This is a genomic window from Allopontixanthobacter sediminis (assembly GCF_009828115.1).
GTDB lineage: Bacteria > Pseudomonadota > Alphaproteobacteria > Sphingomonadales > Sphingomonadaceae > Allopontixanthobacter > Allopontixanthobacter sediminis.
Genome location: NZ_WTYL01000002.1, coordinates 1,034,899 through 1,057,488 on the forward strand (window position 1 = coordinate 1,034,899; position 22,590 = coordinate 1,057,488).

Consider the following 22,590-nt stretch of genomic DNA (forward strand, 5'->3'; position numbering starts at 1 on the left):
CCAATGAGGCCCTATCCATGATCGCACAGACCATCCAGCTGGCCCTCGCTCCCGTTTTCGTGCTGGTCGCGATAGGCAATATCATGAACCTGCTTTCGACGCGGCTCGGGCGGGTGGTGGACCGGGCGCGGACAATGCAGGAACGCCACAGCACAACCAGCGGCGTGGAGCATGATCTGGTGGTGCGCGAGATCAGGTTGCTCGACCGGCGCATCCTCCTGATCGGGCGGGCGATCCTGCTGCTGGTGCTCAGCGGCCTGACCATCGGACTGACAGTGGTCATCCTGTTCCTCGGCGATTTCCTCCAATGGGACCTGCCGCAGTTGACTGCCGCGTCCTTTATCCTTGCGATCGGCTTACTGATGGGAGCGTTGTTGCTGTTCCTGCTGGAAACGCGGGAGGCATCCGCAGCGCTGCGAATTCCCCGGGATTACCTGGAACTAGAACGCAAGATCTAGTCCCGTCCGGGGCGATCCGGTCAGGTGAGCAGTTTCTGGCCTTGCTGCCGGATGGAACCGGCGATCATCGGTTCGAGGAAACCGAGTGCCGCAGGCAAGGCGATTTCGAACACCAATTGGTTCTCCTCGATATCCACTACGCCGCGCAGGCTCTGGCCCATCGTGCTGATTGTGAGGTTCATGCGGTCCTCGTTCGGCCAGTCGGTCGCCACTTGGGCCATGCCGCCCGGTATGTGGTCGGCGATCTCATGGCTCCGCGATTTCAGCCGGTCACGCACGACGTCGCGCGAAAGGTCGAAGGGTATGGCAACGCGCATCAGGTGTTCTCGCCGCTATGGTTCGGCAGCGCATCGGGCGTCTCGCCGTATTTGTAATCGAGAAAGCGGTTCTTGATCGCCAGATCGTCGAGCGCGCCATCGGCCAATTGGCGCGTCACGCTGTCGATTTCCCGGCTGATATTGGCAAGGCCCTGGGTCAGCTGTTCGTCCGGGGTCGCCCCGCCGCGCTTCTCGGTCCGCAGGCTTGCAGGGACTTTGCGATAAGAATCGACCATCTCGGGCAAATGCTCGCCGACCAGCTTGCGAACTTCGCGTGCTGCGGGATGTTCCTGGTCCACCGTCTGCAATTGCAGTCCGAGCGCGTCCAGCTGGACTCCGATCTGGTCGACCAGCGTCACGGCTGGCGGGGGCAGGGCGGGGCGCTGCGCTTCCAGCCACAATTCCGTCCGCCCGACCATCTGCGCAGCGCTGCCCTTCGTTAGTTCGGCGCGCTTCGGCACCTTGATCTTGGGGAATGCGGCAAAACCGACGGTCGCCGCGACGATCGCGAGGAAGGTCAGCATTACGCCGACAAACCCGATCCCGTCGATGATCAGGCCCGCTACCATCGCGGCGATCACGATGGCGCCGATAGCGAGCACGATCCGCTTTACCTTGGCCAGCAGGTGCTGTGTCTTGATCTCCGCCGAGCCCTTGCCGATCGAAACGCGGCGGCCCCCGGCCCGCTGGACCTGCAGGCTGTTCCCCGCTGCCGCCATGATCCGGTCACTATCTTTGGTCAGGTCGTTCATGCAAAAATTCCCGGCATCAGCCTTCAAGACTTAAAAGCGGGGACTCGGTGACCGACTTGGAGGCCTGGGCCTGCCCCTCGGCGCGGGCGATGTAGCCCTTCGACTTCTGCACTTCGTCGGACAGGACGGTGACGGTCTGCTTCATGCTCGACAGCGCTTCCAGCTTGAACCGGTCGACCTCGTCCATGGTGTCGTAGATATTCTGGAACGCGCGCTGCAGAGTTTCCAGCGGGATGGTGGAACTGGCCGCCTGCTGGTGGATCTTGCCGGTCTGGTCGCGCAGCATCGTGCTGGTGGAATCGATGATCCCTGCGGTCGTTTCGTTGAGTGCGGTGATCTGGTTCAGGACCAGTCGCTGGTTGGTCATCGCCTCGGCAACGGTTACCGCGGTGCGCAGCGCGCCGACGGTGGTGGTGCTGGCGCGGTCCACGCCCTTGACCAGTTCGATGTTGTTTTTCTTGACCAGGTCCAGCGCCAGATAGCCCTGCACGCTGACCGCCATCTGGGTCAGCAGGTCCTGCGTGCGCTGGCGGACATAGAACAGCGCGGTTTCGCGCAGCGCCTTGGCCTTGGCCGGATCGGTCGCATCGAGGTCGAGCGCGGTATCCTCCAGCTTCTGGTCGAGCTGCTTCGAAATGTGGATCATCTGTTCCAGATTGCCCATCGCTTCCCACAATTTCTGGCGTTCGACGTCGATCGCGGCGTTGTCGAGGATGAGCTCGTCCTTGCCCGAAGCAAGATTGCCCAGGATCGACTGAATGTGGGTCTGCGCGCTCTGGTAGCTGCGGAAATAATTGGTCAGTTTGTTGCCGAAGGGAATAATCCCGAGGATCTTGCGAGGGCCGCTCAGTTTGCCGCGCTTGCCCGGATCGAGATCTTCCACCACCCGGCGCAATTCGGCGAGGTCGGCGCCGACGCCTTCGTCCTTGTCCATCGCCCGGACCGGCCGGTCGAGGAAGCGGTTGGACATGCCCGCCGCCGCCATGATTTCCTTGCGCCCCATATTGGTCAGCTGGTCCACCTTCTGGCCGAATTCGGGCGAGTTGGCGTCTTGCGCAATCAAGTCGGCGACGAAGCTGTCGACCTTGGTCGCAAGCTTCGATTTCACTTCGTCCGTCACCGGTACGAGGCCGGCGGCCCTGTCTGCCGAGACCTGCGGCACCGGATCGGGCGCGGTCAGTTCGAGGTCGACGGCGGTCGCGGTCTGGGCTTGCGGTTTCGGCGTTTCAGTCATGGGAAGCGGCTTGCTCCTGTTCGCCCGCGGGGCCGCGGGTGGTTGATTTCAATTACTGTATTAAGGGCGTAAGACACGAACTTCAAGATTTGTGCCGCATACCGGTGGCTTCGTCCATACTTTCGTTCCGTATTGAAGCCGTCTAGACGCCTAGGTAGCAATTTCAGAAGGGTGAAGCGGGATGGAGGCGGAGACTACTCCGGGGACCACAGGAGCGGCCGTCAGAAGCCAGTCGTTCGGCACCGTCGTATTGAGCTGGCGCAAATGGTGGCGGGATGCGGTTGTCGGGACGGTCGATCAGGCCACCGTGATCGCGAAGCGGCGCGAGGATTGCGCCATGTCTGCCCGTTACATGTTCATGATTGCCATGTCGGCCGGGATCGCCGTTCTCGGGCTGCTGCTGTCGTCGCCGGCGGTCGTCATCGGGGCGATGTTGCTGTCCCCCCTGATGGGGCCGATCATCGGTCTCGGGTTTGCAATGGCGATCGGGGAATTCGGCTGGCTTCGGCAATCGGCGCGTTCGCTGGCCTACGGGTCAATCATCGCAGTGCTGCTGTGTGCGCTGATCGTGTTCCTGTCCCCGCTCCAGACGGTAACCAGCGAAATTGCGGCGCGAACCCGGCCAAACCTGTTCGACTTGCTGGTGGCGCTGTTTTCCGCGCTCGCAGGCGCTTATGCGATGATCCGCGGCAAGGAAGGCACGATTGTCGGCGTGGCGATCGCGACGGCGTTGATGCCCCCGCTGGCGGTCGTCGGTTTCGGCCTGGCGACGTGGAACTGGACAGTGTTTTCCGGCGCGCTGCTGCTGTATTTCACCAATTTGATGACCATTGCGCTGACCGCTGCGCTGATGGCCCGCCTGTACGGGTTCCGCTCGACCCTGAGCAGTCGGCAGACACAGTTCCAGAATGCGGTAATCGTGGTTGCGTTCGTCGGGTTGGCCGTGCCGCTGGGCTATTCGCTGCGTCAGATCGGGTGGGAGGCCAATGTCTCACGCCAGATCCAGGGCGAGGTTCTGGACGCATTCGACGGTCAAGCGCGTCTATCGCAATTCGACATCAATTACGACGCGGAGCCAATTGAGGCATCCGCGACCGTGCTCACTCCGCAATTGAGGACCGATGCGGAGCGGGTCGCGTCCCGCGGGATGGAACGGATCGCGGGGCGTCCCGTCAATTTCACCATCACCCAGTATCAGGTCGGCACCAGCAAATCCGCTGCGGAACAGGCGCAGCTTGCCGCGGTGCAGGCGCAGGAACAGGTCGCCACGGCCCGGGCGGACGAGTTGGCCGCGCGACTGGCCTTGCTGGCGGGCATGTCCGAAGATGAAGTGCTGGTCGACCGGCAGCGGCGGCGCGCGGTGGTCAGAGCCAAGCCGCTCGAGGGTGCCTCCCTGGCGGCCTACGCCGATCTGGAACGGCGCATCGCGGTTACCGAACCCGAATGGCGGATCGAACTGATCCCGCCAGTGCGTGCGTTGCCCCGGATCGAATTTGAAGAGGGCGAACCGACAGCCGACGGGGTAAAGGCAATTGCGCTGACCGCGTGGACTGCGAGGCGCCTTGGCGTTCCCTTACTGCTGACCGGCCCGGCCGAGGACATCCAACGCCTCCGGGACCTGCTTGCGGAGCAGGGCGCTGGGGATATGCGGACCGAGATCCGTTCGGGGCGCGTCATCGCGCAATGGGATAACGTTGCAAGCGAAAGCTGAGCACAGCGGGCTTGGCGCAAAATCGCCTGATCAGGCGGCGATGAGCAATTCCAGCGGGACGATCTCGCCGGCCATGTACATCCGCTTGGCCTTCGCCCGGGACAATTTGCCCGAGGACGTGCGCGGCAAGGTCCGCGGCGGGACCAGTTCGACCACGCAGTTCATCCCGGTGATCGAACGCACCTTGTCGCGGATGGTCTCGTGCAGCTTGATCCGTTCTTCGGGATCCGAAACGCGGCAATGGACCAGCACCGCGGGGGCTTCTTCGCCCGCTTCCGTCTCGATGCTGAAGGCAGCGATGTCACCGTGGTTGAAGCCGGGCAATTGTTCCACCGCCCATTCGATGTCCTGCGGCCAGTGGTTCTTGCCGTTGATGATGATCATGTCCTTGGCCCGGCCGACAATGAACAGGTAGCCTTCGGCCATGTAGCCCATGTCGCCGGTATCGAGCCAGCCATCCACCAGGCATTCCGAGGTTGCTTCAGGATTGCGGAAATAGGAATGCATCACGCTGGTCCCGCAGCACCAGACCTTGCCGATCTGGCGGTCGTCCTTGGGCCGGTCGTTCGGTCCGCGGATTTCCACGTCCATACCCTGGATCGGCTTGCCGCAGTTTACTATCGCGCGATATCGGGCGGGCCGCGACAAATCGCGCGGGGTGCCGGACAAGCGCTCTTCTTCCACCAGCTCGACTCGGATGCCTTCGCCCGGCGGCATCACGGTCACCGCCAGCGTGGCTTCAGCAAGGCCGTAGCTGGGGGTGAACGCGCTGGCCTTGAAACCGGCTTCAGAAAAGGCGTTGACGAAATTCTGCATGACGTCGGGGCGGATCATGTCCGCGCCGTTGCCGGCGGTGCGCCAGCGCGACAAGTCGAAACGGTCGGACACCTGGCTCTGGCTGGAAATTCGCCGTGCGCAGATATCGTAACCGAAGGTCGGGGAATAGCTGAGCGTCGTCCCCTGGTTACGGCTGATCAGGTCCAGCCACGCCAGCGGACGGCGCGCGAAATGTTCGGTCTTGAGGTAATCGACCGACATCTGGTTGGAAATCAGCGACAGGAAACAGCCAACGAGGCCCATGTCGTGATACCACGGCAGCCAGCTGACCACGCGGTCACCCTCGCCAACGTTCATCGAATTCGCATGGCCTGCCAGATTGTCCAGCAGCGCGCGGTGCGTAACCGCCACGCCGGTGGGGAAACGGGTCGATCCGCTCGAATATTGCAGATAGCAGATGTCGTCCGGATCGGGCGGTGTCAGGGTGCAATCGGGGGTCTCCCTGGAAGCGAAGCTCTCCCAGTCCGCACCTTCGCAGCCTTGCCGGGTTGCGGCCGCAGCGCCCATATCGGCGATCTCGGCCGGGTACAGCAGCATTTTGGGGTCGGAGCTGGCAAGCTGGATAACCAGTTGGTCGATATAGCCTTCCTTGCCGCCGAACCCGGTCGGCAGCGGCAACGGCACTGGCCACGCGCCGGCATACACAGCGCCGCAGAAAAGCGCGGCGAATTCGGCACCGGTTTCGGCAATCAGCGCGACCCGGTCACCCTTTTCGATCCCGGCAGCGCGGAACCGTCGGGCCATGCCGAGCGCGTCGGCGCGCAGTTCGACATAGGTGTACACGCGTTCCAGCGTCCCGCGCATGTCATGGAAATTCATGCCCTTGGCGCTTTTCGCGGCGTAATCCAACGCGTCCGTAAAGGTCGCAAAGTCGGAGCGGCGGCGGGGCAGGGGGCAATCGTTTGGCGTTGCCTGCAATGCACCGGACAATTGTTCGATTTCGGTCATATTTTTATGCTTTACCCGTCATCTGCGCGTTTTGGAAACGCTGCCAATTATTGTGCACAGCTGCCAATTTCCCAAGTTTGGCGCTGCAATCTTTCCCATTTCAATCAGACTGTGGCACGAATATGGCCAATGACCGACCGTGACACCTCCCGCAGACGCAAGAATCGCACGCCGCGTCCCCCTCCGCCGCCGCTGGACAGCGCCAAGTTACAGGAACTTGCACTGGCCTATGTCGCACGATTTGCGACCACTTCGGCGAAGCTGGAGAGTTACCTTTCGCGCAAGATACGTGAACGCGGGTGGAACAGGGATGAAGACGGGCATCCCGAAAACATGCCGGATCTTGGCGAAATCTCCGCCCGGTTCGCGGATCTGGGCTATATTGACGAGGACGCATATGCCCGATCGCGCCGCCGGGGGTTGCTCGGGCGCGGTTTCGGGCCGCGGCGGGTGTCACAGGACCTCTACGCTGCCGGGATCGACGAGCAGACGCGCAGCGAAGTCGCCCCCGGGCAAGGTGCCATCCGGCGGGCGGCATTCGCACTGGCCAAGAAGCGCCGGTTCGGGCCGTTTGCGGCGGACGAACCGGACGCGGAAAAGAATCGCAGCCGGAAACAGAAACAAGTGGCGGCCATGCTGCGTGCAGGGCATGGCTTTGACACGGTAAGGGCAGTAATGGATGCAGCCAGTGTCGCGGCGGCGGAAGAATGGGTCGCCGAGGCCCAGGACGAGGAATTGTAGATGATTCGCAGTTTTGCCATTGCCGCCGGGGTTTTCCTGTTTGCCGCGTGTTCGCCTCAGCAGTCAGCCGAGGGCGCTCCGGCCGCCGCTGCGGCCGAAACGGCTGTCCATCCGGTATCGGGCCTGGCGGTGGTTCCGCTGACAGTGTCGGACGGCAAGAAGGTCCACCGGTTCCGGGTTGAAGTCGCGGCGACTCCACTGGATCAGGCCAAGGGGCTGATGTTCCGCACGGAAATGGGGCCGAACGAGGGGATGATCTTCCCGCGTGACGGCTATTCCCAGGCGAGTTTCTGGATGAAGAATACGCCGCTACCGCTCGATATCATCTTCATCGGGACCGATGGCCGGATCAGCAATATCGCCGCGAACACCGTGCCCTATTCGCTCGAATCGGTTACCTCGGACGGGCTTGCCTCGGCGGTTCTGGAGTTGAATGCCGGGCGTGCAGCCGAATTGGGTATCGTGCCTGGAAACAAGGTCGAATGGTGAGCGCAGATTGCTTGGGGGCAAGGCCGGTAGGCTCTTGGCCCCGGGCGGCGAATAGGCTAACCGCGCCGCTATGAGCGTCTTGGGCAAAATATTCACCTGGTGGGACGGTGCCACGATCGGCACCCTGCTGAACAGCTGGCGTACTGGCGAACAGGTCGGCACCGACGCGCAGGGCAACCGCTATTTCCGCGCACGCAAGACCCCTGCTGGCACGAACGAGCGCCGCTGGGTCCTGTATGCGGGCGCCAACGATGCCAGCCGCGTCCCGCCGGAATGGCACGGCTGGCTGCACGGCCATTTCGTGGACGTGCCCGAAAGCCTGCTGCCGCCCGCGAAAATCTGGGAGGTGGAGTATACTCCCAACGCAACCGGTACGCTGGGCGCTTACCGCCCGCAGGGTGCGCTGGAACGGGGCGGCCGCCGCGCCGGTGCGTCCGGCGATTACGAATCCTGGACCCCGGATAGCTGATAATGCGCGGCATGGTTCCTGCCGCGATGCTGCGCGCGCGGCCAGCACTTGTAGCCGCCGTGACAGGCGCTGCCCTGTTCGCGGCCTCGTGTTCTTCGGAAGCCCCCGAGCGGGAAGCGGTGGAAACCGAAGTCCCCGCTGAATTGCAGCAAAAGCCGCCGGCGCCCACGGCGGGTCAGGCCCTGAGCGCTGCGTCCGGTACCCCGATGGCAGAGCGCATCGCGACTATCGGACTGCTCAATAAACGCAACAATGTCTCGCAGGATTTGGTGATGAAGCCCGGCGAATCGCGCCGGGTCGGTAACGTTGTCGTCCGGCTGGCCGCGTGCGAACGGACCCCGATCTGGGAGCTTCCCAACGAAACCGGAGCGTTCGTGCAAGTGCTGGTGCGCGATACCGGAGGCGAACAATCCTGGCGGAAAGTGTTCTCCGGCTGGCTGTTCAAACGTTCACCGTCACTCAACGTGGTCGAGCACCCGATCTACGATGTCTGGATCAAGGACTGCGCGATGAGTTTCCCGGGAGAGGAAAAGCCGGAAGCGGCGTCGGAGGATGCACCCGCGGCGCCTCGGCCAGCGGCGTCACCTTCGCCGACCGCCCCGCCCGCCGCGACAGCGGAGCCTGCCGAGGCAGAGGCGCCGACCAGCGAGGAATAAGCCTCGGGAATAGTCAGGCGCGCCGAAATTCCAGATTGCGCGACGAGGTCCAGATAGCGCGACTGGGGGATTTCCACTGCCCCCATGGACGCGAGGTGATCGGTCATGAATTGGCAGTCCAACAACCGGTAACCGCCCCGACGCATCATCGCCACCAACCAGGCCAGCGCCACCTTGGAGGCGTTGCCTTCGCGGCTGAACATACTCTCCCCGCAAAACACCGAATCGAAGCTGACGCCGTAGAGCCCGCCGACCAGCCGTCCCTCCCGCCAGCATTCGACCGAGTGGGCGTGGCCCGCATCGTGCAGTGCGCCGTAGCTGGCGGCGATGCGGTGGCTGATCCAGCTGCCGCCGCCTTCGGTCTCGCGCGGGGCTGCGCATTCTTCCACCACAGCCTCGAATGCGGTGTTGCAGGTCACTCGGAACCGATCCTGCCGGATTACCTTGGCAAGTGATTTCGCACAGTGGAATTCGTCCAGGGGGATAATTGCCCGCTCGCGCGGCTCGACCCAGAACAGTTCGCGGTCATCCCGGCTGTCCGCCATCGGGAAAATTCCACTGCGATACGCTGTCAGCAGCAGATCGGCCGGGATCAGGGGCGGGGCAGGGGCGTGCATGCACGGTATATAGGGTAAGTTTGCGGGATGGCACCACCGCGCCGAAGCGAAAGGCCAATTATGCCGAACACCGCCAAGGCGGCTTGCCATCTCCCGCGCGCCGCACTAAATGCGCGCCTGCCTCTAGGCCAAGTTGCCTGCAGGAGTGTAGCTCAGTTGGTAGAGCATCGGTCTCCAAAACCGAGGGCCCACGGTTCGAGTCCGTGCACTCCTGCCAGGCCTTCCCCCCCAAGCGAATAATGCCGGATTCGTCCAAGCATCGCGCATGCCGCCGGTGTATATTCGCGACATGGTTCCGCGTTAGGACTTTCCCCCTCCGTTGTACCAATCCGGAGCGAGCGGCGTTCGGCGCTGGAACCATACGACGAGTCGTTCATTATAAGAGACAGGTCGCGCAACCTAACAGAGGAGTTGATTATGAGCAGTATCAGTTTTCGTAGCAGCCGCCCTGACGGTTGGACAGTTCCCCGCCCGCACCGCGATGCCAGTCTGCGCTACCGTGCGCACGGCCCGATCCAGCCAATGAGCCAACCGGGCCTTCTCGCCCGCCTGTTGGGCAAAAACTAAGGTCGGGGCACTAGCCGCGTCAGTTTCTGAGCAAAAAAGAGGGCCGGTCACGCAAATGACCGGCCCCTTTTTTGTGCATTATCGCGCGGCGTCAGTACTGGTCTGGCTCTTCCGGCGTAACAGCCAGATGGTCCTTGCCGGCGCTCCGATCGCCCTTGGCCAGCTTGAACACCACGCCGGATAGAAGGGCCAGCGCGAGCAGGTTGGGCAGCGCCATCGCGGCGTTGGAGATATCGCCCATGCGCCACACCAGCTCGGAGGGTTGCGCCGCCCCGATAAAGATCGCCACGCACCAGATGCCGCGCCAGATGTAGTGGAGGATCTTCTCCCCGCGCAGCGTCGATCCCGGTATCCGGTCATAGATGAACGTGATCGCCCGTTCCCCGTAATAGGACCAAGTCAGAAGGGTGGTGAACACGAACAGCAACAAGGCAACGCTGGCGACCAGCGTGCCAATCGGGATCGAGCCGACTTCCAACGGGAAGGCTGCGGCGAACGCACCGGAGGTCATGGCGAATCCGGTCAGGTCCGATTGCCACGCGTGCAGTACCGCTTGTCCGCCGCCGGTGAAGTTCCCTTCCACGGTCAGGATAACCAGCGCGGTCATGGTGCAGATTACCACCGTATCGATAAAGGTCCCAAGCATTGCCATCCGGCCCTGCTGTTCGGGATCGTTGGTTTGCGCCACCGCATGCGCGATCGGGGTCGAACCCTGTCCCGCCTCGTTGGAGAACAGCCCGCGGGCCACACCGGCACGCAACGCGATGATGATCGCCGCCCCGACGAAGCCGCCGGTTGCTGCCTGCGGATTGAACGCACCGTAGAAAATACGGCCAAACGTCTCCGGCAAATCGCCAAAGTTCAGGATCACGGCGATCACGGCCATGACGATGTACGCTGCTGCCATGGTCGGGACGATCTTTTCCGCGAGATTGCCGATCGACTTGATCCCGCCGATGATCACGATGAACACCGCGAACGCGACGATCAGGCCGCCGAGCCATTCCTCGATGCCGAACAATTCGTTCAGCCCGTCCGCCACCGCGTTGGACTGGATCGCGTTGCCGGTAATCAGCGCGGAGGCGAGGGTGCCGACGCAGAACACGATGGCAAGCCAGGTCCACTTGGGACCAAGGCCGATCATGATGTAGCTCATGGGGCCGCCGCGATACGTCCCGTCGGAGGCAGTTTCGCGATAACGGATCGCGAGCGAACCTTCGGCGAACGCCAGCGCCATGCCGAACAATGCGGTAACCCACATCCAGAAAATCGCGCCAGGCCCACCGAGGGCAATAGCCGTGGCGACGCCCGCCAGATTACCGGTGCCGACCTGGCCCGAAAGTGCGGTCGAGAGAGCCGCGAAGGGGGAAATCTCGCCCGCACCGGCAGCTTTCCTGCCTTTGAACAACCCGGCGAATGCGCTGCCGAGCTTGGTAATCGGGTAGAACCGCAGGCCGACCATCATCCACAGGCCCAGGCCCAGCAATGCCAGGATCATTGGCGGAAACGGCAGCACTTCCTGGCCGTTCCATAAGCCGGCCCAGATAAAGTCGGATACGTTGGTAACTGGTGCGATCCAGGCTTCCGCCCCGGTCAAATTTGCGGCCATTAAGCGGCTTCCCCTCATGCTAACCCATCAAGCGCGCAACGCTAATGGCGGCGGGCGGACATTGCCAGCCTTAAACGGCCAGCTATCGACAGCCCTCTTTTGGCGGAGATAGCCGCTCGTTCGTCAGGCTCTTGCCTTTCCCGCGGCCCCCGCCTAAGTGAGCGGTGTCTTCCGACATTAGTTGGTGTTACAGCCCCTCCCGGACTTGAACCGGGGCGGCAATGACCCCATCCCGTAAGACAGGTATTTTCGAGTTAAGCAGCAAGAGCGCGCGCAAATGGCCAAGAACAGCCCGGGGCAATTCTTCAACCAGGTGAAAGCCGAAGCCAGCAAGGTGGTGTGGCCCACCCGCCAGGAAACCGTGACCACGGCGATTTTCGTCGGGATCATGATGGTGATCCTGTCGCTGTTCTTCCTCGGCGTCGATTCGGTTTTTGGTGCGGTGGTCCGCTGGCTCCTCACTCTGGCGTAACGTCCGGTCCGGCCCTGCTGCCGGCACAGATTTTCTAAACGGGATACACTATGGCTCGCTGGTACATCATCCACGCCTATTCGGGTTTCGAGAACAAGGTTCGCGAAGCGATCATTTCAGAAGCCGAACGGCTGGGCCTGTCCGAAGCGGTGGAGGAAGTCGAAGTTCCGACCGAGACCATCACCGAAGTGAAGCGCGGCAAGAAGGTCCAGGTCGAACGCAAGTTCATGCCGGGCTATGTCCTCGCTAAGCTGACGATGACCGACGATGTCTACCACTTGGTGAAAAACACCCCGAAGGTGACCGGATTCCTTGGTTCCAACAACAAGCCTCAGCCGATCACCGACAAGGAAGCGGCCCGGTATTTCGGCGGTGTGGAAGAAGCCAAGTCGGCTCCGAAGAAGCAGGTCAGCGTCGAATACGAAATCGGCGATTCGGTCAAAGTGCTCGACGGTCCCTTCGCCAGCTTCACCGGCGTGGTGGAAGAACTCGACTTCGACAAGAACAAGGTCAAGGTCAGCGTATCGATCTTCGGCCGCGCGACCCCGGTCGAACTGGACTTCGAACAGGTCGAACTGGCGAAGTAATTTCTTGAATTTGGCGGCCCTATCGATTACGGGCCCGCCTTCCCAAGCGACAGCGACGGAAAACCCCATTCCGGGGATGCGGGAGGAAGGGTGTAGAGCCCCTTTCGTTTGACCGCTTAACATGAGTTCTTCGAACCGCTCATCCAGAGCTTGTCGAAGGGCGACAGTGTGAAAGGAGGCCTAACCATGGCCAAGAAGATTGAAGGCTATATCAAGTTGCAGGTGCCAGCCGGCGCTGCAAACCCGTCCCCGCCGATCGGCCCGGCCCTGGGCCAGCGCGGCGTCAACATCATGGAATTCTGCAAGGCGTTCAACGCCGCGTCGCAGGACATGGAAAAGGGCGCTCCGATCCCGACGGTCATCACCGTCTATGCGGACCGTTCGTTCACCTTCGTGACCAAGACCCCGCCCGCCAGCTTCTTCCTGAAGAAAGCTGCCAAGCTGAAGTCCGGCTCGAAAGAACCGGGCAAGATTTCCGCCGGAACGATCAAGCGTTCGCAGGTTCGTGAAATCGCCGAAGCAAAGATGGCCGATCTCAACGCAAACGATCTCGACCAGGCAACCTTGATCATCGAAGGCTCCGCGCGTTCGATGGGTCTCGAAGTGGTGGAGGGCTGAGAACATGGCTAAACTGACCAAGACACAGAAGCTGCGGCTCGAAAAGCTCGACCCGGAAGCGATGTATGATTTCGACGAAGCGCTGAAGACGCTGCGTGAACATTCCAAGAAGAAGTTCGACGAGACGATCGAAGTCGCGATGAACCTCGGTGTCGATCCGCGTCATGCCGACCAGATGGTTCGCGGCATGGTGTCGCTGCCTTCGGGTACCGGCAAGGACGTTAAGGTTGCGGTTTTCGCCCGCGGTGAAAACGCCGACAAGGCGCTTGCTGCCGGTGCCGACAAGGTTGGCGCGGAAGACCTGATGGAAGACATGCAGAATGGCAACCTCGATTATGACCGCGTGATTGCCACGCCGGACATGATGGGCGTCGTCGGTCGTCTGGGTAAGGTTCTGGGTCCCAAGGGCCTGATGCCGAACCCCAAGCTGGGTACCGTTACCCCGAACGTGGAACAGGCCGTGAAGGACGCCAAGGGCGGCCAGGTCGAATTCCGCGTGGAAAAGCAGGGCATCATCCACAGCGGCATCGGCAAGATGTCGTTCACCGATGAAGCGTTGAAAGCCAATTTCCTGGCGTTCACCAGCGCGATCGCGCGGGCCAAGCCATCGGGCGCCAAGGGCAAGTACATCCAGAAGGTCTCGCTGACTTCCTCGATGGGCCCCGGCCTGAAGATCGACAACGCGGGCATCGAAGGCGCGTAATTTCCGCCTGACTGCAAATCACCAAGGGGCCGGGAAGGGAAACCTTCCCGGCCTTTTTCATGTCTGTTCGGCCCCGGTTCGTCGAATCGCCCGGCGCACGGCAGCCAGCGCCCCCGTCTTGGCGAGCAGCATCCTGGCCCGCGCAACGCTGGCATCGAACAGGTCGAGCGCGGCCAGCAGCAGCCAGTTGCCGAACGATGCCCGCAGCAGGAAATAGGAACAGGCCGCCACCGAACGGTTGCCGAACAGCGCCTTGTGCGGGCCATCACCCTCGGTGAAATCGAAATAGCGATAGCGCTGCTCCGTAAACAGGCTCTCAAGCGCGTGCATCTGGAGCACGGTTCCGGGCGAAAACCGGGCGTACTCCGGATCATAGCCGAGAAAGGCGTAGATTACCGTATCGCCTGAAACGGGTAGGCATAGGTAGCTGATCGGCTCCCCGGCGAAATGCAGCAGGAAGCAGCGCAAATTGTCCTGCGCGGCCAGTTCCATCATTTCGCAGCGGGAGGCCGCGTCCTCCGGCAGCCCTGCATCCAGCATCCGCGTCTGGTAGGTTCGGCGCGAGAGCGGCAAGGCGATCTCCAGAAACTCGGCGATTTCGTCAGGACCGCGGAATTCGCGAACGGATACCGCGCTGCCCGCGTCAACGGCTGCCCGCTCCAGCTTGCGCTGCTTGCGCCGCAGCGTCGAGCGGGTCTTGGCCGAAAAGTGGTTCATGTAACTGTCGAAGCTGCCCGCCATATCGATGAAATGGCGGCAATACCTTTGCTCGCCTCCCCTGATAAAACCGCGCGGCGCCTGCTCGATCTGTGAAGCGGAGCGGATGGGGGCCGAAAGGATCCGGTAGCCATCGAGCTCGTCCGGCAATGGGGGAAGGGGATGCACCCCGCCTTCAGAAAGATCGCCCAGAGTGAAGCTGACCTTCCGCAGGTGCTTCGGGACCGACAGGATTTGCCGCGATCCAATAATGAATTTGACTGGAAACAGCGTTTCCGGTGCAGGGAGTCCCCGCTCGGCCGCCGACATGAATTAACCCCCGCTTGTTCGGGAGCGGGTATAACGCAGTCAGGTTAAGAGCAGGTTTTCAAGACTCCATCCCGGCACTGGCTATGTCCAACGTCCCTCAGATCCCGCCCGGGGTGAAGTCATAGCCCCGTTCGGACAGGCCTTCGCACAGCGCCGCGACGCAGTGCGCAAGTGCATCCGCTTCCGTCGATCGGACCACGAAGTTCGCGCCGACATGGCCGCTGCGGAAGAAGGGGTAACTGCCGATCTGGCAGCTGTCATGCGCCCGTTCCGCCTCGCGCAGCAAATCCGCCACTTCGCTTTCCGGGACCCAGCAGCCGATCGTCTCGGACAGCAGGCGCGCGCCGCCCTCCAGCGTGCCGGTCAGCGCGTCGAGCATTCCTGCAGTGATATGCGGTACTCCCGCCATCAGGAAGACATTGCCGATCTTGATGCCGGGCGCTCCGGACATGCGGTTGGGGATCAGTTCCGCGCCTTCGGGAACGCGCGCCATGCGTAGCCGTCCTTCGTTGGTTCCACCCTTGTCGGCGTAATAGCGTTCGAGGATTTCGCGCGCTTCGGGATGGATGACGACCGGAACACTCAGCGCCTGCGCCACGGCGTCGACGGTAATGTCGTCATGCGTCGGGCCGATGCCGCCGGTGGTGAACAGGTAGTCATAGGAAGCGCGCAGGCTGTTCACGGCGTCCACGATCCGGTCCTGGACATCGGCCACCACCCGCACTTCGGTCAGACGTATGCCCTGCACCTGAAGCCAGCTGGCGACTTGTGCAATGTTCTTGTCATGGGTCCGGCCGGACAGGATTTCGTCACCGATGATGACGAGGCCGGCGGTATAGATACGCCCGTTCGGGTTTGTGTTCATACCACGCTCGTAAGCGATCTGGCCGCCAAGGTGAAGCGTTACTCCGCCGCCTGCAGGTTTGCACTTGAATGGGCGGCTTCGAAGCGCAGGATACCGTCCTCGATCGGCAGATTTTTCAAATCATCCCGGTCCTTGCGGTAATCCTGATTCATGCGCCAGGGCATGACCGGCGAGTTCCTGGGCATCAAATGTTTGGAGCGCTGGAGATAGCCGGACGAGAAATCGAAAATGTCGTCTTCCTCCAGCCCATGGTTCTCGGCCAGTATGGGGGTGACGATTTCCGCCCCCAGTTCGTCCATCCGGTTCATCACCTTGCAAACATATTCGGCGACGATATCGACCCGCAGCGTCCAGCTTGCGTTGAGATAACCGAATACCGCCGCGAAATTCGGCAGGTTCGAAAACATGCAGTGCTTGTAATAGTAGCGTTCGTTGAACCGGACCGGTTCGCCATCGACGCTGATGGCGATCTTGCCCATCACCGCAATATTCAGTCCGGTTGCGGTGACGATGATGTCGGCCGGAAGAACGCTCCCCGATGCAAGCCTGATTCCTTCCGGCACGAAGCGGTCGATCTGGTCGGTAACAATTTCGGCCTTACCGGCCTTCATCGCTTCGAAAAGATCACCGTCCGGAATGAAGCACATTCTTTGTTCCCACGGATTATAGGGCGGTTCCAGGGCTACTGGATCGTATTTGTCCCCCAGCGCTTTTCGCGCCCGGTCCTTCAGCGAATCCGCCACTTGCTCGGGGTGGGTCCGCGAACGCTTGAACATGAGATCGGTCAGGAAGACGTTTTTCCACCGGGTCAGCCGATAGGCCCATTCATCGGGCAGGACCTTGCGCAGGAAATTGGCAATGCCGTCTTTCGCCGGGACCGACCGAATCCATGTCGGGGTCCGCTGCAGCATCGTTACCTTCGCCGCTTTTTCCGCCATGACCGGGACGATGGTTACCGCCGTTGCGCCGGATCCGATCACGACCACGTTCTTGTCGGAATAATCGAAATTCGCGGGCCAGAATTGCGGGTGGACAATTTCGCCGGCGAAATCTTCGGTTCCCTGGAACCCGGCGTCATAGGGCTGATCGTAATCGTAATAGCCTGAGCCTAGGAACAACCAGTTGGCGGTCATCACATGCTGCTGACCGCCGGTTTCCACGGTAACGTGCCAGCGTGCCTCCTCATGGCGGAAGTCAGCACTGAGGACCTTGTGATCCAGGCGGATATGGCGGCGGATGCCGCGTTCATCCGCAATGCGGTTCAGATAATCGAGAATCCGCTCGCCTTTGGCGATGCTTTCCTCGTCCCGCCACGGCTCGAACCCGAAACCCAGGGTATGCATGTCGCTGTCGGAACGGATCCCGGGATAACGGAACAGGTCCCATGTCCCGCCCAGCTTCTCGCGCCGGTCGAGCACCGCATACGACCGATTGGGACAGGTCATTTCCATGTGCGCGGCCATGCCGATGCCGGAAATACCGGCGCCGACGATCAGTACATCGAAATCAGGGGGCGTCGCGAGCAATGGTTCTCTCCTACTGACACCGATGTAAGCACATGCGTTGCCTCAAGGCCAGTCCCTCTTTGCAACCTTGGTCCGCTGGTCCGGCATTCCCATGGCGACGAGCAAACCGGTTTTTTCCTGCCGGTCTCGGAAATCGTCCTTGCTGCCCATGCCGCGCCAATCCGCCAGGATCAGCGATTGCGCAACCGCTCCGCCCAGGGTCGTGCCCGGTCCGGTGACAATGAACAAGTCGGGCGCGAATTCGCGTGCGGCCACTTCCACGGCACGGGTAAAGTCGTAGGTTCGGGTGACTTGCGCACCCAACGTATAGTCCCATAGCGCGTCGGTGTCGCTGGCATGCGGCCACCAGACCGCGCCGCGCCCGTCGATCATCGGGAGGGAGGGCTGGCCGAACATCCCGGGCGGCAGTCGCTCGCGGCCCCGGGCAGCCACCGGTTCCTGCAATCGGGTGTGGAACGCGGCATGATTGCCCAGCCGCATCGGGAAGCGGCCTTGCAGCAGCTCCGCTTCCGCCTCGAACGCTGCCAGACCGGACGCATCGCCTGCCAGCACCAGCATCCCGCCAAGCGCGATCGACAGCCGCAGCGTATGCCCCTCGCGCGCGTCGATATCCGCGGCCATCGCCAACAGGGCATCGCGCCGGCCCGGATCGGGCCGCCAGTCGTCCCCGAGGAACGGATACACCAGTTGTCCGCCGATCAGCGATTCCTGCATCAACGTACCCATGGTGTTGGCTACCTTGAAACCGTCTTCCGGCGACACCGCACCCGCGCAGGCCAGCGCCGAGTACCAGCCCATCGAATTGCCGGTCACCGCCACGACCTCGGCTTGGTCCGGGTCGATGCTGAGGAAATCACCCAACGTCGCGGCGTAGATCAGGCCGGAAGCGTTATCGCCGCGGGTATGCTTGAGCCCGGAAAATCGCTCCGCACCGTCGAGTTCGCTCAGTGTTTCCTGTCCGGCGGCTGCGCGCTGCGCGTCGAATTGTGCCAGCAGCGCCGCGTCGGGGAAATGCCGCGCAAGGTATCCGAGCTCCGGTTTGTTGTAGGTTCCGCGTCCGGGGCAGATGACGACTGCGGTCTTCATTTCGCATCTCCCACCAACGTCCGCGCGGCGGTGATGATCTGCTCCGCTGAGGGCATAGTCGCCGCATAGGCGGGGCCGGTCGGGATGAAGCTGTCACGCGCGCTGATCCGGGCGAGGGGGCGGTTTTCGCGGTCCTGCTCCGTAAATATGGTCATGAGCGCATCAGCGATGCCGCCGCTGGCGCGGGTTTCATCGACGATCAGCACGTGGCGGCAGCCCTCGGCGGCGGCCAGCATGGCCCGTTCGGGCAGCGGTGATAGCCAGTTCAGGTCGATGACGCGCGCCGATATCCCCTCAGCCTCGAGCGTCCGCCGAGCCTGATGCGAAAGATAGGCCCCGTTGGCGAAGCTGATGATCGCGAGGTCTTCACCAGCCCCGGTTGTGGTCACTTCGCCAAACCCGATCCGTTCGCCTGTCGCCGGGTAGGTGCCGAGCGAGCCGCCATCGCCCGTTTCATGAAGGTCACGCATTCCGTACAGCGCGATCGGTTCGAGAAAGACCACCAGCCGCTGTTCTTCTCGCGCCAGCCGCACGCATTCGCGCAGCAGCCGGACGGCGTTTGGCCCATTGGACGGGCATGCCAGGATCAGGCCGGGAATATCGCGCAGCACCGCCACCGAATTGTCGTTGTGGAAATGCCCCCCGAAGCCTTTTTGATAACCAAGCCCGGCGATCCGCAGAATCATCGGGTTGGTGTATTGGCCGTTCGAGAAAAACGGCAGGGTCGCCCCTTCGCCGCGCAGCTGGTCCTCGGCGTTATGGAGATAAGCCAGGAATTGGATTTCCGGAATTGGCAGCAATCCGTTCTGCGCCATGCCAAGCGCCAGTCCGAGGATGGACTGCTCGTCCAGCAGCGTATCGATCATCCGCGCACGCCCGAAGCGCTGGGTGAGCTTTTGGGTCACGCCGTAGACCCCGCCTTTGCGGCCGATATCCTCCCCCATCATCACGATCTCCGGGTGGTCCAGCATCAGATCGGTCAGCGCGAAATTGATCAGGCGAGACATGATCTGCGGCTGGTCAGCGGATTTCAGGTCGGCCCCGAAGACTGCGCTGCGCACGTCATCCGGTACGCCGTTGGTCGGGGTGTGCTCGCGGCGCGGCGGGATGATGCTGTCCATGACCTCTTCCGCCGTTTCGAGCCGCGGGCGCGTGACCGCCTCCTGCGCCACCCGCTCGACTCGCCGGTTGGTGCTCTCATAGATCGCAAGTGCCTCGTCTGGCGTCAGCGCACCCGCATCGGCCAACAGGCGGACCGAATGGAGCAGGGGATCGTTCGCTTCATCCGCCTCGACCTCGGACTTGGCGAGGTAAGTTGTCGGTACGTCCGCGCCGGCGTGGCCATACAGTCGGACGGTGCGGATATGAAGGAAAGCAGGTTTGCGGCGGGTACGGACGAAATCTGCGGCCTCGGCAGCAACACGGAACGTCTCGAAGATATTTAGCCCGTCGCAGTGGAAATAGCGGAGGCCGGGCCGATGGGCGAAGCTGGCAGCGATCCAGCCATCGGGCGTCTTGGTGGAGATACCGATGCCGTTGTCCTCGCATACGAACAGCAGCGGCAGCGGGACCTTCTGGAATGCCGTCCAGCAAGCGGTGTTGATCGCACCTTGCGCCGTGGAATGGTTGGCGGAGGCATCGCCGAAGGAACACATGACGATCGCATCGTCGGGCAACAGCTGATGTTCCGGGCGAATGCGCCTTGCGAGGCCGACCGAATACGCTGCCCCCACCGCTTTGGGCAAATGGCTGGCGATGGTCGAAGTCTGCGGCGGGATATTTAGCGCTTTCGACCCGAGCACCTTGTGCCGCCCGCCCGAAATCGGGTCTTCGCTGGAGCAGGCGAAGGACAGCAGCATGTCCCAGGTGATGGTTTGGCTCGCAACCTGGCTTGCGCGCTGGATCTGGAAAGCGGCGTCGCGGTAGTGGAGGAACGCCATGTCAGTCGGGCGCAGGGCGGCCGCGACAGACGCCATCCCTTCATGACCGGAAGAACCGATGGTGTAGAACCCCTGTCCCGCCGCCTGCATCGCGCGGCTGGTACGGTCGAGAGCTCGGGTCAGGCAACCGGATCGGTAGATGGAAACGGCCAGCTCCGGCGGCAGCGCTGCACCGGGCGCGTTGCCCGCGGGCAGGTCGCCCGCCGCGACCCGGCGCAGGAAATTGTCGTGAACGATAGCCGCGCGGTCCATAGCCTGCCTGTATAAGTCCTTTTTCGCCTAACCGCCGGATCAGGCGGGAACGGTTATCTTCTTGCCGCTGAACACGGCTTGCCAGCTCTGGATTTCGGAAAAAACCACATCGTCCGCCGCGTGCATCAGTTCCGCGACGTGCCGGTATTCCAGCCGCTCTGCCGGCGCGCCTTGCAACAATGCGATGCGGTCCGCAACCACCCCCAGCTTTTCCGCGGCAACTTCCGAAATCGTCGCGAAACGTTCGAAATCGCCGAAGTAACGAATGCCCGCGAAGGCACCGCCGAGGGTCGGCAAGGCGACGCCTAGCACGGTAAAAAGCTTTGCCGCATGGTCCGGCCATCCGCCAGCAAGGCCTGTGAAATGTTCGGCGGCCACCAGCCCGAGGTAGATTGCAACGGCCAGTACGGCAGCAACGAACAGCACGGCTGACAGCCTGTCCAGCCCTTCGTGCACCCGGTTCAGTTGGCGGGCCTTGCGCCGATGATAGTCGCGCTGCGGCAAAACCTGGTGATCGCGCAAGATACCCAGCGCCGCGTGGAGGTATGGCTTGCCGATTTTCGCTTCCGGCAGGCCGACCGCGCGCATGCTGTGGCGGGCATACCATTCGGGCCAGAAGCTCCGTGTACCGCGCGGCCAGTTACCCGCCGGACGAGCAACGCCCATCGCCAGCAGCACGGGGCTGTGCCGGAGATATTCCGCAGCCCTTCGGGTCTCGAACCAGCGGCCGTGAAGGCGGTGGCGAGTGCCGTATACGGTGATTGCGATGACGGTCAGCAGCAGGGCGAATTCGATCCCCGCGAACAGCCACTTCTGGCTGGTGTCTACCAGCGGCAAATACAGGACGCCGGCGATGATGGCGAAGGAGCCGAGCAGAAAATTGATCGTCATGCCCGAACGGTAGCTGTCCGAGATCCGCGCCGAGATCCCGTCCGACCATGCGAACCGCCGCAACACCCGGGCTTCTATCCGCGCCCAGAGGGCCGGATCTCCGCACGGCAGCGCGTCGATTGCCGACAGCAGCGGTGCGGCGCTTCCGGTTGCGATGGCGGAGGGCCGTTCGTAGGTCTGGCGAACGGAGCCCAGCCGCCGGGCCAGGCCTTGCTCGCCGAACAGCGCCTCGATCCTGCGGAACGCGTGGGCGAACAGGCTGCTCCGGTCCCGCCAGCGCGCGCTGTTGAGCGCGTCGGTCCCGATATGGCTGCCGGTCATGGTCGAGGTTTGCGGCAACACACTGGCGCGCACAATCGCGGCGAGTGCATCAGCGTCCTGGGTTTCGGCTACGGCAGCGCTTCGTCCGGCAAGGGCTTCCGGCGTCTGCAGGATCTGCCAGTGCATAGGGGCGGGGTCGACCCACAGCACCGGCGTACCCTGTTCCAGCGCGGCGGCAACGGTGTGGCCGGTGCCGCCGACATCGGCGATCGACTGGCCGTCCCACACCGCGATCAGGAAATCGCATTGCTCGATCAGGATCCGGCCCGCGGTTGCCGCGCGCGATCCCGCCGCCAGATCGGCCGCCTTGCGCGTGTCGGGGCTGCTGTCCGGCTCGGACGCGGCAATCAGAAGGGCGGCGATCCGTTCGTCGTCGTCTGCCAGTTCGAACAGCCGTGCCTGGGACAGGATTGCATCGATCCGGTCGATCCGCTGCGCCGCTTCGGTATTGGCGGGCCTCTCGCCTGCAAGGGTGCTGCGCAGGTCCGCCGCATCCATCGGACGGGCGTTGATCGCCGCGTTTACTGCCTTGCCGAACGGCAGCGGGACAACCAGTTCCCAGTTCCGGTCCAGCGCCAGGTTCGCGGCAATCTGGTCAGTCCCGTCGGAGGTAAGCGTATGCAGGCGCGTCGCTGCCAGCGAGCCGCCAAGTTCGCCGCTGCAATCTGCGAGCACTCCGTCGATCTGGCCAAACACGGTCCTGAACAGGTTCGTCAGATCGCTGGCGTCGGGCGGAAATGAAGGGTGGCTGGCGCGGTGACCCGTTACCGCAATCGATAGACAGGGACACGGAACAGGTTCGGCTTGCACGGTCGGTCCGGACGTGGAGGCCCCTAGCAGTTCAGTCAGGACAAACCCTCCCCGTCACCCGGTTTTCGCCGCATCTTGTTGTCCAACC

Annotated in this window: 22 protein-coding genes, 1 tRNA gene and 1 pseudogene; 12 read left to right on the forward strand and 12 right to left on the reverse strand. The window is 62.6% G+C overall.

Annotated elements, in window-relative coordinates; translation table 11 throughout:
- Nucleotides 1-17 precede the first annotated feature (17 nt).
- Nucleotides 18-458 (forward strand): DUF2721 domain-containing protein, encoded by a 441-nt coding sequence (locus tag GRI65_RS10620; RefSeq protein ID WP_160756448.1) that lies wholly within the window; start codon nucleotides 18-20, stop codon nucleotides 456-458.
- Nucleotides 459-478: 20 nt separating this feature from the next.
- Here the strand turns inward: GRI65_RS10620 and GRI65_RS10625 are convergent, their stop codons facing one another.
- From GRI65_RS10625 to GRI65_RS10635, 3 genes are read right to left on the reverse strand one after another with little or no spacing between them, the layout of a single operon-like run.
- A complete protein-coding gene (locus tag GRI65_RS10625) occupies nucleotides 479-775 on the reverse strand; it encodes a polyhydroxyalkanoic acid system family protein (RefSeq protein ID WP_160756449.1) in 297 nt (98 codons plus the stop codon).
- A complete protein-coding gene (locus GRI65_RS10630; protein WP_160756450.1) occupies nucleotides 775-1,527 on the reverse strand; it encodes a hypothetical protein in 753 nt (250 codons plus the stop codon). Before GRI65_RS10630 ends, GRI65_RS10625 begins: the two co-directional genes overlap by 1 nt.
- A 16-nt stretch (nucleotides 1,528-1,543) precedes the next feature.
- Complete coding sequence (locus GRI65_RS10635; protein ID WP_160756451.1) at nucleotides 1,544-2,761, reverse strand: toxic anion resistance protein; 1,218 nt, start codon at nucleotides 2,759-2,761, stop codon at nucleotides 1,544-1,546.
- Between the two features lie 181 nt (nucleotides 2,762-2,942).
- Between GRI65_RS10635 and GRI65_RS10640 the strand changes: the two genes are divergently transcribed.
- Nucleotides 2,943-4,472, forward strand: a complete 1,530-nt coding sequence (locus GRI65_RS10640; protein WP_160756452.1) for a DUF389 domain-containing protein — start codon at nucleotides 2,943-2,945, stop codon at nucleotides 4,470-4,472.
- Between the two features lie 30 nt (nucleotides 4,473-4,502).
- Here the strand turns inward: GRI65_RS10640 and GRI65_RS10645 are convergent, their stop codons facing one another.
- A complete protein-coding gene (locus tag GRI65_RS10645) occupies nucleotides 4,503-6,257 on the reverse strand; it encodes a fatty acyl-AMP ligase (RefSeq protein ID WP_160756453.1) in 1,755 nt (584 codons plus the stop codon).
- 129 nt (nucleotides 6,258-6,386) lie between these two features.
- Here GRI65_RS10645 and GRI65_RS10650 point away from each other — a divergent pair, with 129 nt between their 5' ends.
- The 4 genes and pseudogenes from GRI65_RS10650 to GRI65_RS15300 all read left to right on the forward strand — a co-directional run.
- Entirely contained in the window at nucleotides 6,387-6,998 is a 612-nt protein-coding gene (locus GRI65_RS10650) for a regulatory protein RecX (RefSeq protein ID WP_160756454.1), read from the forward strand.
- Nucleotides 6,999-7,487 (forward strand): DUF192 domain-containing protein, encoded by a 489-nt coding sequence (locus GRI65_RS10655; protein ID WP_160756455.1) that lies wholly within the window; start codon nucleotides 6,999-7,001, stop codon nucleotides 7,485-7,487.
- A gap of 70 nt (nucleotides 7,488-7,557) precedes the next feature.
- Nucleotides 7,558-7,956 (forward strand): NADH:ubiquinone oxidoreductase subunit NDUFA12, encoded by a 399-nt coding sequence (locus GRI65_RS10660; protein WP_160756456.1) that lies wholly within the window; start codon nucleotides 7,558-7,560, stop codon nucleotides 7,954-7,956.
- A 272-nt stretch (nucleotides 7,957-8,228) separates the two neighbouring features.
- Nucleotides 8,229-8,402, forward strand: a pseudogene (locus GRI65_RS15300) (DUF2155 domain-containing protein); the annotation flags it as partial.
- Between the two features lie 35 nt (nucleotides 8,403-8,437).
- On the opposite strand, the gene aat reads toward GRI65_RS15300, so the two are convergent.
- A complete protein-coding gene (gene aat, locus GRI65_RS10670; protein ID WP_202391253.1) occupies nucleotides 8,438-9,229 on the reverse strand; it encodes a leucyl/phenylalanyl-tRNA--protein transferase in 792 nt (263 codons plus the stop codon).
- 141 nt (nucleotides 9,230-9,370) lie between these two features.
- Here aat and GRI65_RS10675 point away from each other — a divergent pair.
- Nucleotides 9,371-9,446 (forward strand) — tRNA-Trp (locus GRI65_RS10675).
- Between the two features lie 200 nt (nucleotides 9,447-9,646).
- Nucleotides 9,647-9,796 (forward strand): hypothetical protein, encoded by a 150-nt coding sequence (locus GRI65_RS15145; protein WP_202391254.1) that lies wholly within the window; start codon nucleotides 9,647-9,649, stop codon nucleotides 9,794-9,796.
- A 91-nt stretch (nucleotides 9,797-9,887) separates the two neighbouring features.
- On the opposite strand, the gene GRI65_RS10680 is transcribed toward GRI65_RS15145, so the two are convergent.
- Nucleotides 9,888-11,405, reverse strand: coding sequence for an alanine/glycine:cation symporter family protein (locus GRI65_RS10680; protein ID WP_160756457.1), 1,518 nt, complete (start codon nucleotides 11,403-11,405; stop codon nucleotides 9,888-9,890).
- A gap of 277 nt (nucleotides 11,406-11,682) precedes the next feature.
- Here GRI65_RS10680 and secE point away from each other — a divergent pair, with 277 nt between their 5' ends.
- From secE to rplA, 4 genes are all read left to right on the forward strand, one after another.
- Nucleotides 11,683-11,877, forward strand: coding sequence for a preprotein translocase subunit SecE (secE, locus tag GRI65_RS10685; protein ID WP_160756458.1), 195 nt, complete (start codon nucleotides 11,683-11,685; stop codon nucleotides 11,875-11,877).
- 50 nt (nucleotides 11,878-11,927) lie between these two features.
- Nucleotides 11,928-12,464 carry a transcription termination/antitermination protein NusG gene (nusG, locus tag GRI65_RS10690; RefSeq protein WP_160756459.1) on the forward strand — a complete coding sequence of 179 codons (537 nt, stop codon included), beginning with the start codon at nucleotides 11,928-11,930 and terminating at the stop codon, nucleotides 12,462-12,464.
- Nucleotides 12,465-12,650: 186 nt separating this feature from the next.
- Complete coding sequence (gene rplK, locus GRI65_RS10695) at nucleotides 12,651-13,082, forward strand: 50S ribosomal protein L11 (RefSeq protein WP_160756460.1); 432 nt, start codon at nucleotides 12,651-12,653, stop codon at nucleotides 13,080-13,082.
- A 4-nt stretch (nucleotides 13,083-13,086) separates the two neighbouring features.
- Entirely contained in the window at nucleotides 13,087-13,785 is a 699-nt protein-coding gene (rplA, locus tag GRI65_RS10700) for a 50S ribosomal protein L1 (protein WP_160756461.1), read from the forward strand.
- Nucleotides 13,786-13,842: 57 nt separating this feature from the next.
- Here rplA and GRI65_RS10705 read toward each other — a convergent pair whose 3' ends face one another.
- The 6 genes from GRI65_RS10705 to GRI65_RS10730 form a co-directional block, all read right to left on the reverse strand.
- A complete protein-coding gene (locus tag GRI65_RS10705; protein ID WP_160756462.1) occupies nucleotides 13,843-14,811 on the reverse strand; it encodes a GNAT family N-acetyltransferase in 969 nt (322 codons plus the stop codon).
- Nucleotides 14,812-14,908: 97 nt separating this feature from the next.
- Nucleotides 14,909-15,676, reverse strand: coding sequence for a competence/damage-inducible protein A (locus tag GRI65_RS10710; protein ID WP_160756463.1), 768 nt, complete (start codon nucleotides 15,674-15,676; stop codon nucleotides 14,909-14,911).
- Between the two features lie 38 nt (nucleotides 15,677-15,714).
- Nucleotides 15,715-17,202 carry a flavin-containing monooxygenase gene (locus tag GRI65_RS10715; protein WP_160756464.1) on the reverse strand — a complete coding sequence of 496 codons (1,488 nt, stop codon included), beginning with the start codon at nucleotides 17,200-17,202 and terminating at the stop codon, nucleotides 15,715-15,717.
- Nucleotides 17,203-17,244: 42 nt separating this feature from the next.
- Nucleotides 17,245-18,288 (reverse strand): ACP S-malonyltransferase, encoded by a 1,044-nt coding sequence (locus GRI65_RS10720; RefSeq protein WP_160756465.1) that lies wholly within the window; start codon nucleotides 18,286-18,288, stop codon nucleotides 17,245-17,247.
- Complete coding sequence (locus tag GRI65_RS10725) at nucleotides 18,285-20,480, reverse strand: dehydrogenase E1 component subunit alpha/beta (RefSeq protein WP_160756466.1); 2,196 nt, start codon at nucleotides 20,478-20,480, stop codon at nucleotides 18,285-18,287. Before GRI65_RS10725 ends, GRI65_RS10720 begins: the two co-directional genes overlap by 4 nt.
- Nucleotides 20,481-20,519: 39 nt before the next feature.
- A complete protein-coding gene (locus GRI65_RS10730) occupies nucleotides 20,520-22,502 on the reverse strand; it encodes a hypothetical protein (protein WP_160756467.1) in 1,983 nt (660 codons plus the stop codon).
- Nucleotides 22,503-22,590: the final 88 nt, after the last annotated feature.

What these genes read in the sequence shown, in the direction of transcription:
- rplA (WP_160756461.1), top strand. Translation starts at nt 13,087, where the DNA reads ATGGCTAAACTGACCAAGACACAGAAGCTGCGGCTCGAAAAGCTCGAC.
- GRI65_RS10710 (WP_160756463.1), bottom strand. Translation starts at nt 15,676, where the DNA reads ATGAACACAAACCCGAACGGGCGTATCTATACCGCCGGCCTCGTCATC.
- GRI65_RS10620 (WP_160756448.1), top strand. Translation starts at nt 18, where the DNA reads ATGATCGCACAGACCATCCAGCTGGCCCTCGCTCCCGTTTTCGTGCTG.
- GRI65_RS10660 (WP_160756456.1), top strand. Translation starts at nt 7,558, where the DNA reads ATGAGCGTCTTGGGCAAAATATTCACCTGGTGGGACGGTGCCACGATC.
- GRI65_RS10625 (WP_160756449.1), bottom strand. Translation starts at nt 775, where the DNA reads ATGCGCGTTGCCATACCCTTCGACCTTTCGCGCGACGTCGTGCGTGAC.
- GRI65_RS10630 (WP_160756450.1), bottom strand. Translation starts at nt 1,527, where the DNA reads ATGAACGACCTGACCAAAGATAGTGACCGGATCATGGCGGCAGCGGGG.
- aat (WP_202391253.1), bottom strand. Translation starts at nt 9,229, where the DNA reads ATGCACGCCCCTGCCCCGCCCCTGATCCCGGCCGATCTGCTGCTGACA.
- GRI65_RS15145 (WP_202391254.1), top strand. Translation starts at nt 9,647, where the DNA reads ATGAGCAGTATCAGTTTTCGTAGCAGCCGCCCTGACGGTTGGACAGTT.
- rplK (WP_160756460.1), top strand. Translation starts at nt 12,651, where the DNA reads ATGGCCAAGAAGATTGAAGGCTATATCAAGTTGCAGGTGCCAGCCGGC.
- GRI65_RS10720 (WP_160756465.1), bottom strand. Translation starts at nt 18,288, where the DNA reads ATGAAGACCGCAGTCGTCATCTGCCCCGGACGCGGAACCTACAACAAA.
- GRI65_RS10705 (WP_160756462.1), bottom strand. Translation starts at nt 14,811, where the DNA reads ATGTCGGCGGCCGAGCGGGGACTCCCTGCACCGGAAACGCTGTTTCCA.
- GRI65_RS10635 (WP_160756451.1), bottom strand. Translation starts at nt 2,761, where the DNA reads ATGACTGAAACGCCGAAACCGCAAGCCCAGACCGCGACCGCCGTCGAC.
- nusG (WP_160756459.1), top strand. Translation starts at nt 11,928, where the DNA reads ATGGCTCGCTGGTACATCATCCACGCCTATTCGGGTTTCGAGAACAAG.
- GRI65_RS10640 (WP_160756452.1), top strand. Translation starts at nt 2,943, where the DNA reads ATGGAGGCGGAGACTACTCCGGGGACCACAGGAGCGGCCGTCAGAAGC.
- GRI65_RS10725 (WP_160756466.1), bottom strand. Translation starts at nt 20,480, where the DNA reads ATGGACCGCGCGGCTATCGTTCACGACAATTTCCTGCGCCGGGTCGCG.
- GRI65_RS10680 (WP_160756457.1), bottom strand. Translation starts at nt 11,405, where the DNA reads ATGGCCGCAAATTTGACCGGGGCGGAAGCCTGGATCGCACCAGTTACC.
- GRI65_RS10655 (WP_160756455.1), top strand. Translation starts at nt 6,999, where the DNA reads ATGATTCGCAGTTTTGCCATTGCCGCCGGGGTTTTCCTGTTTGCCGCG.
- GRI65_RS10650 (WP_160756454.1), top strand. Translation starts at nt 6,387, where the DNA reads ATGACCGACCGTGACACCTCCCGCAGACGCAAGAATCGCACGCCGCGT.
- secE (WP_160756458.1), top strand. Translation starts at nt 11,683, where the DNA reads ATGGCCAAGAACAGCCCGGGGCAATTCTTCAACCAGGTGAAAGCCGAA.
- GRI65_RS10645 (WP_160756453.1), bottom strand. Translation starts at nt 6,257, where the DNA reads ATGACCGAAATCGAACAATTGTCCGGTGCATTGCAGGCAACGCCAAAC.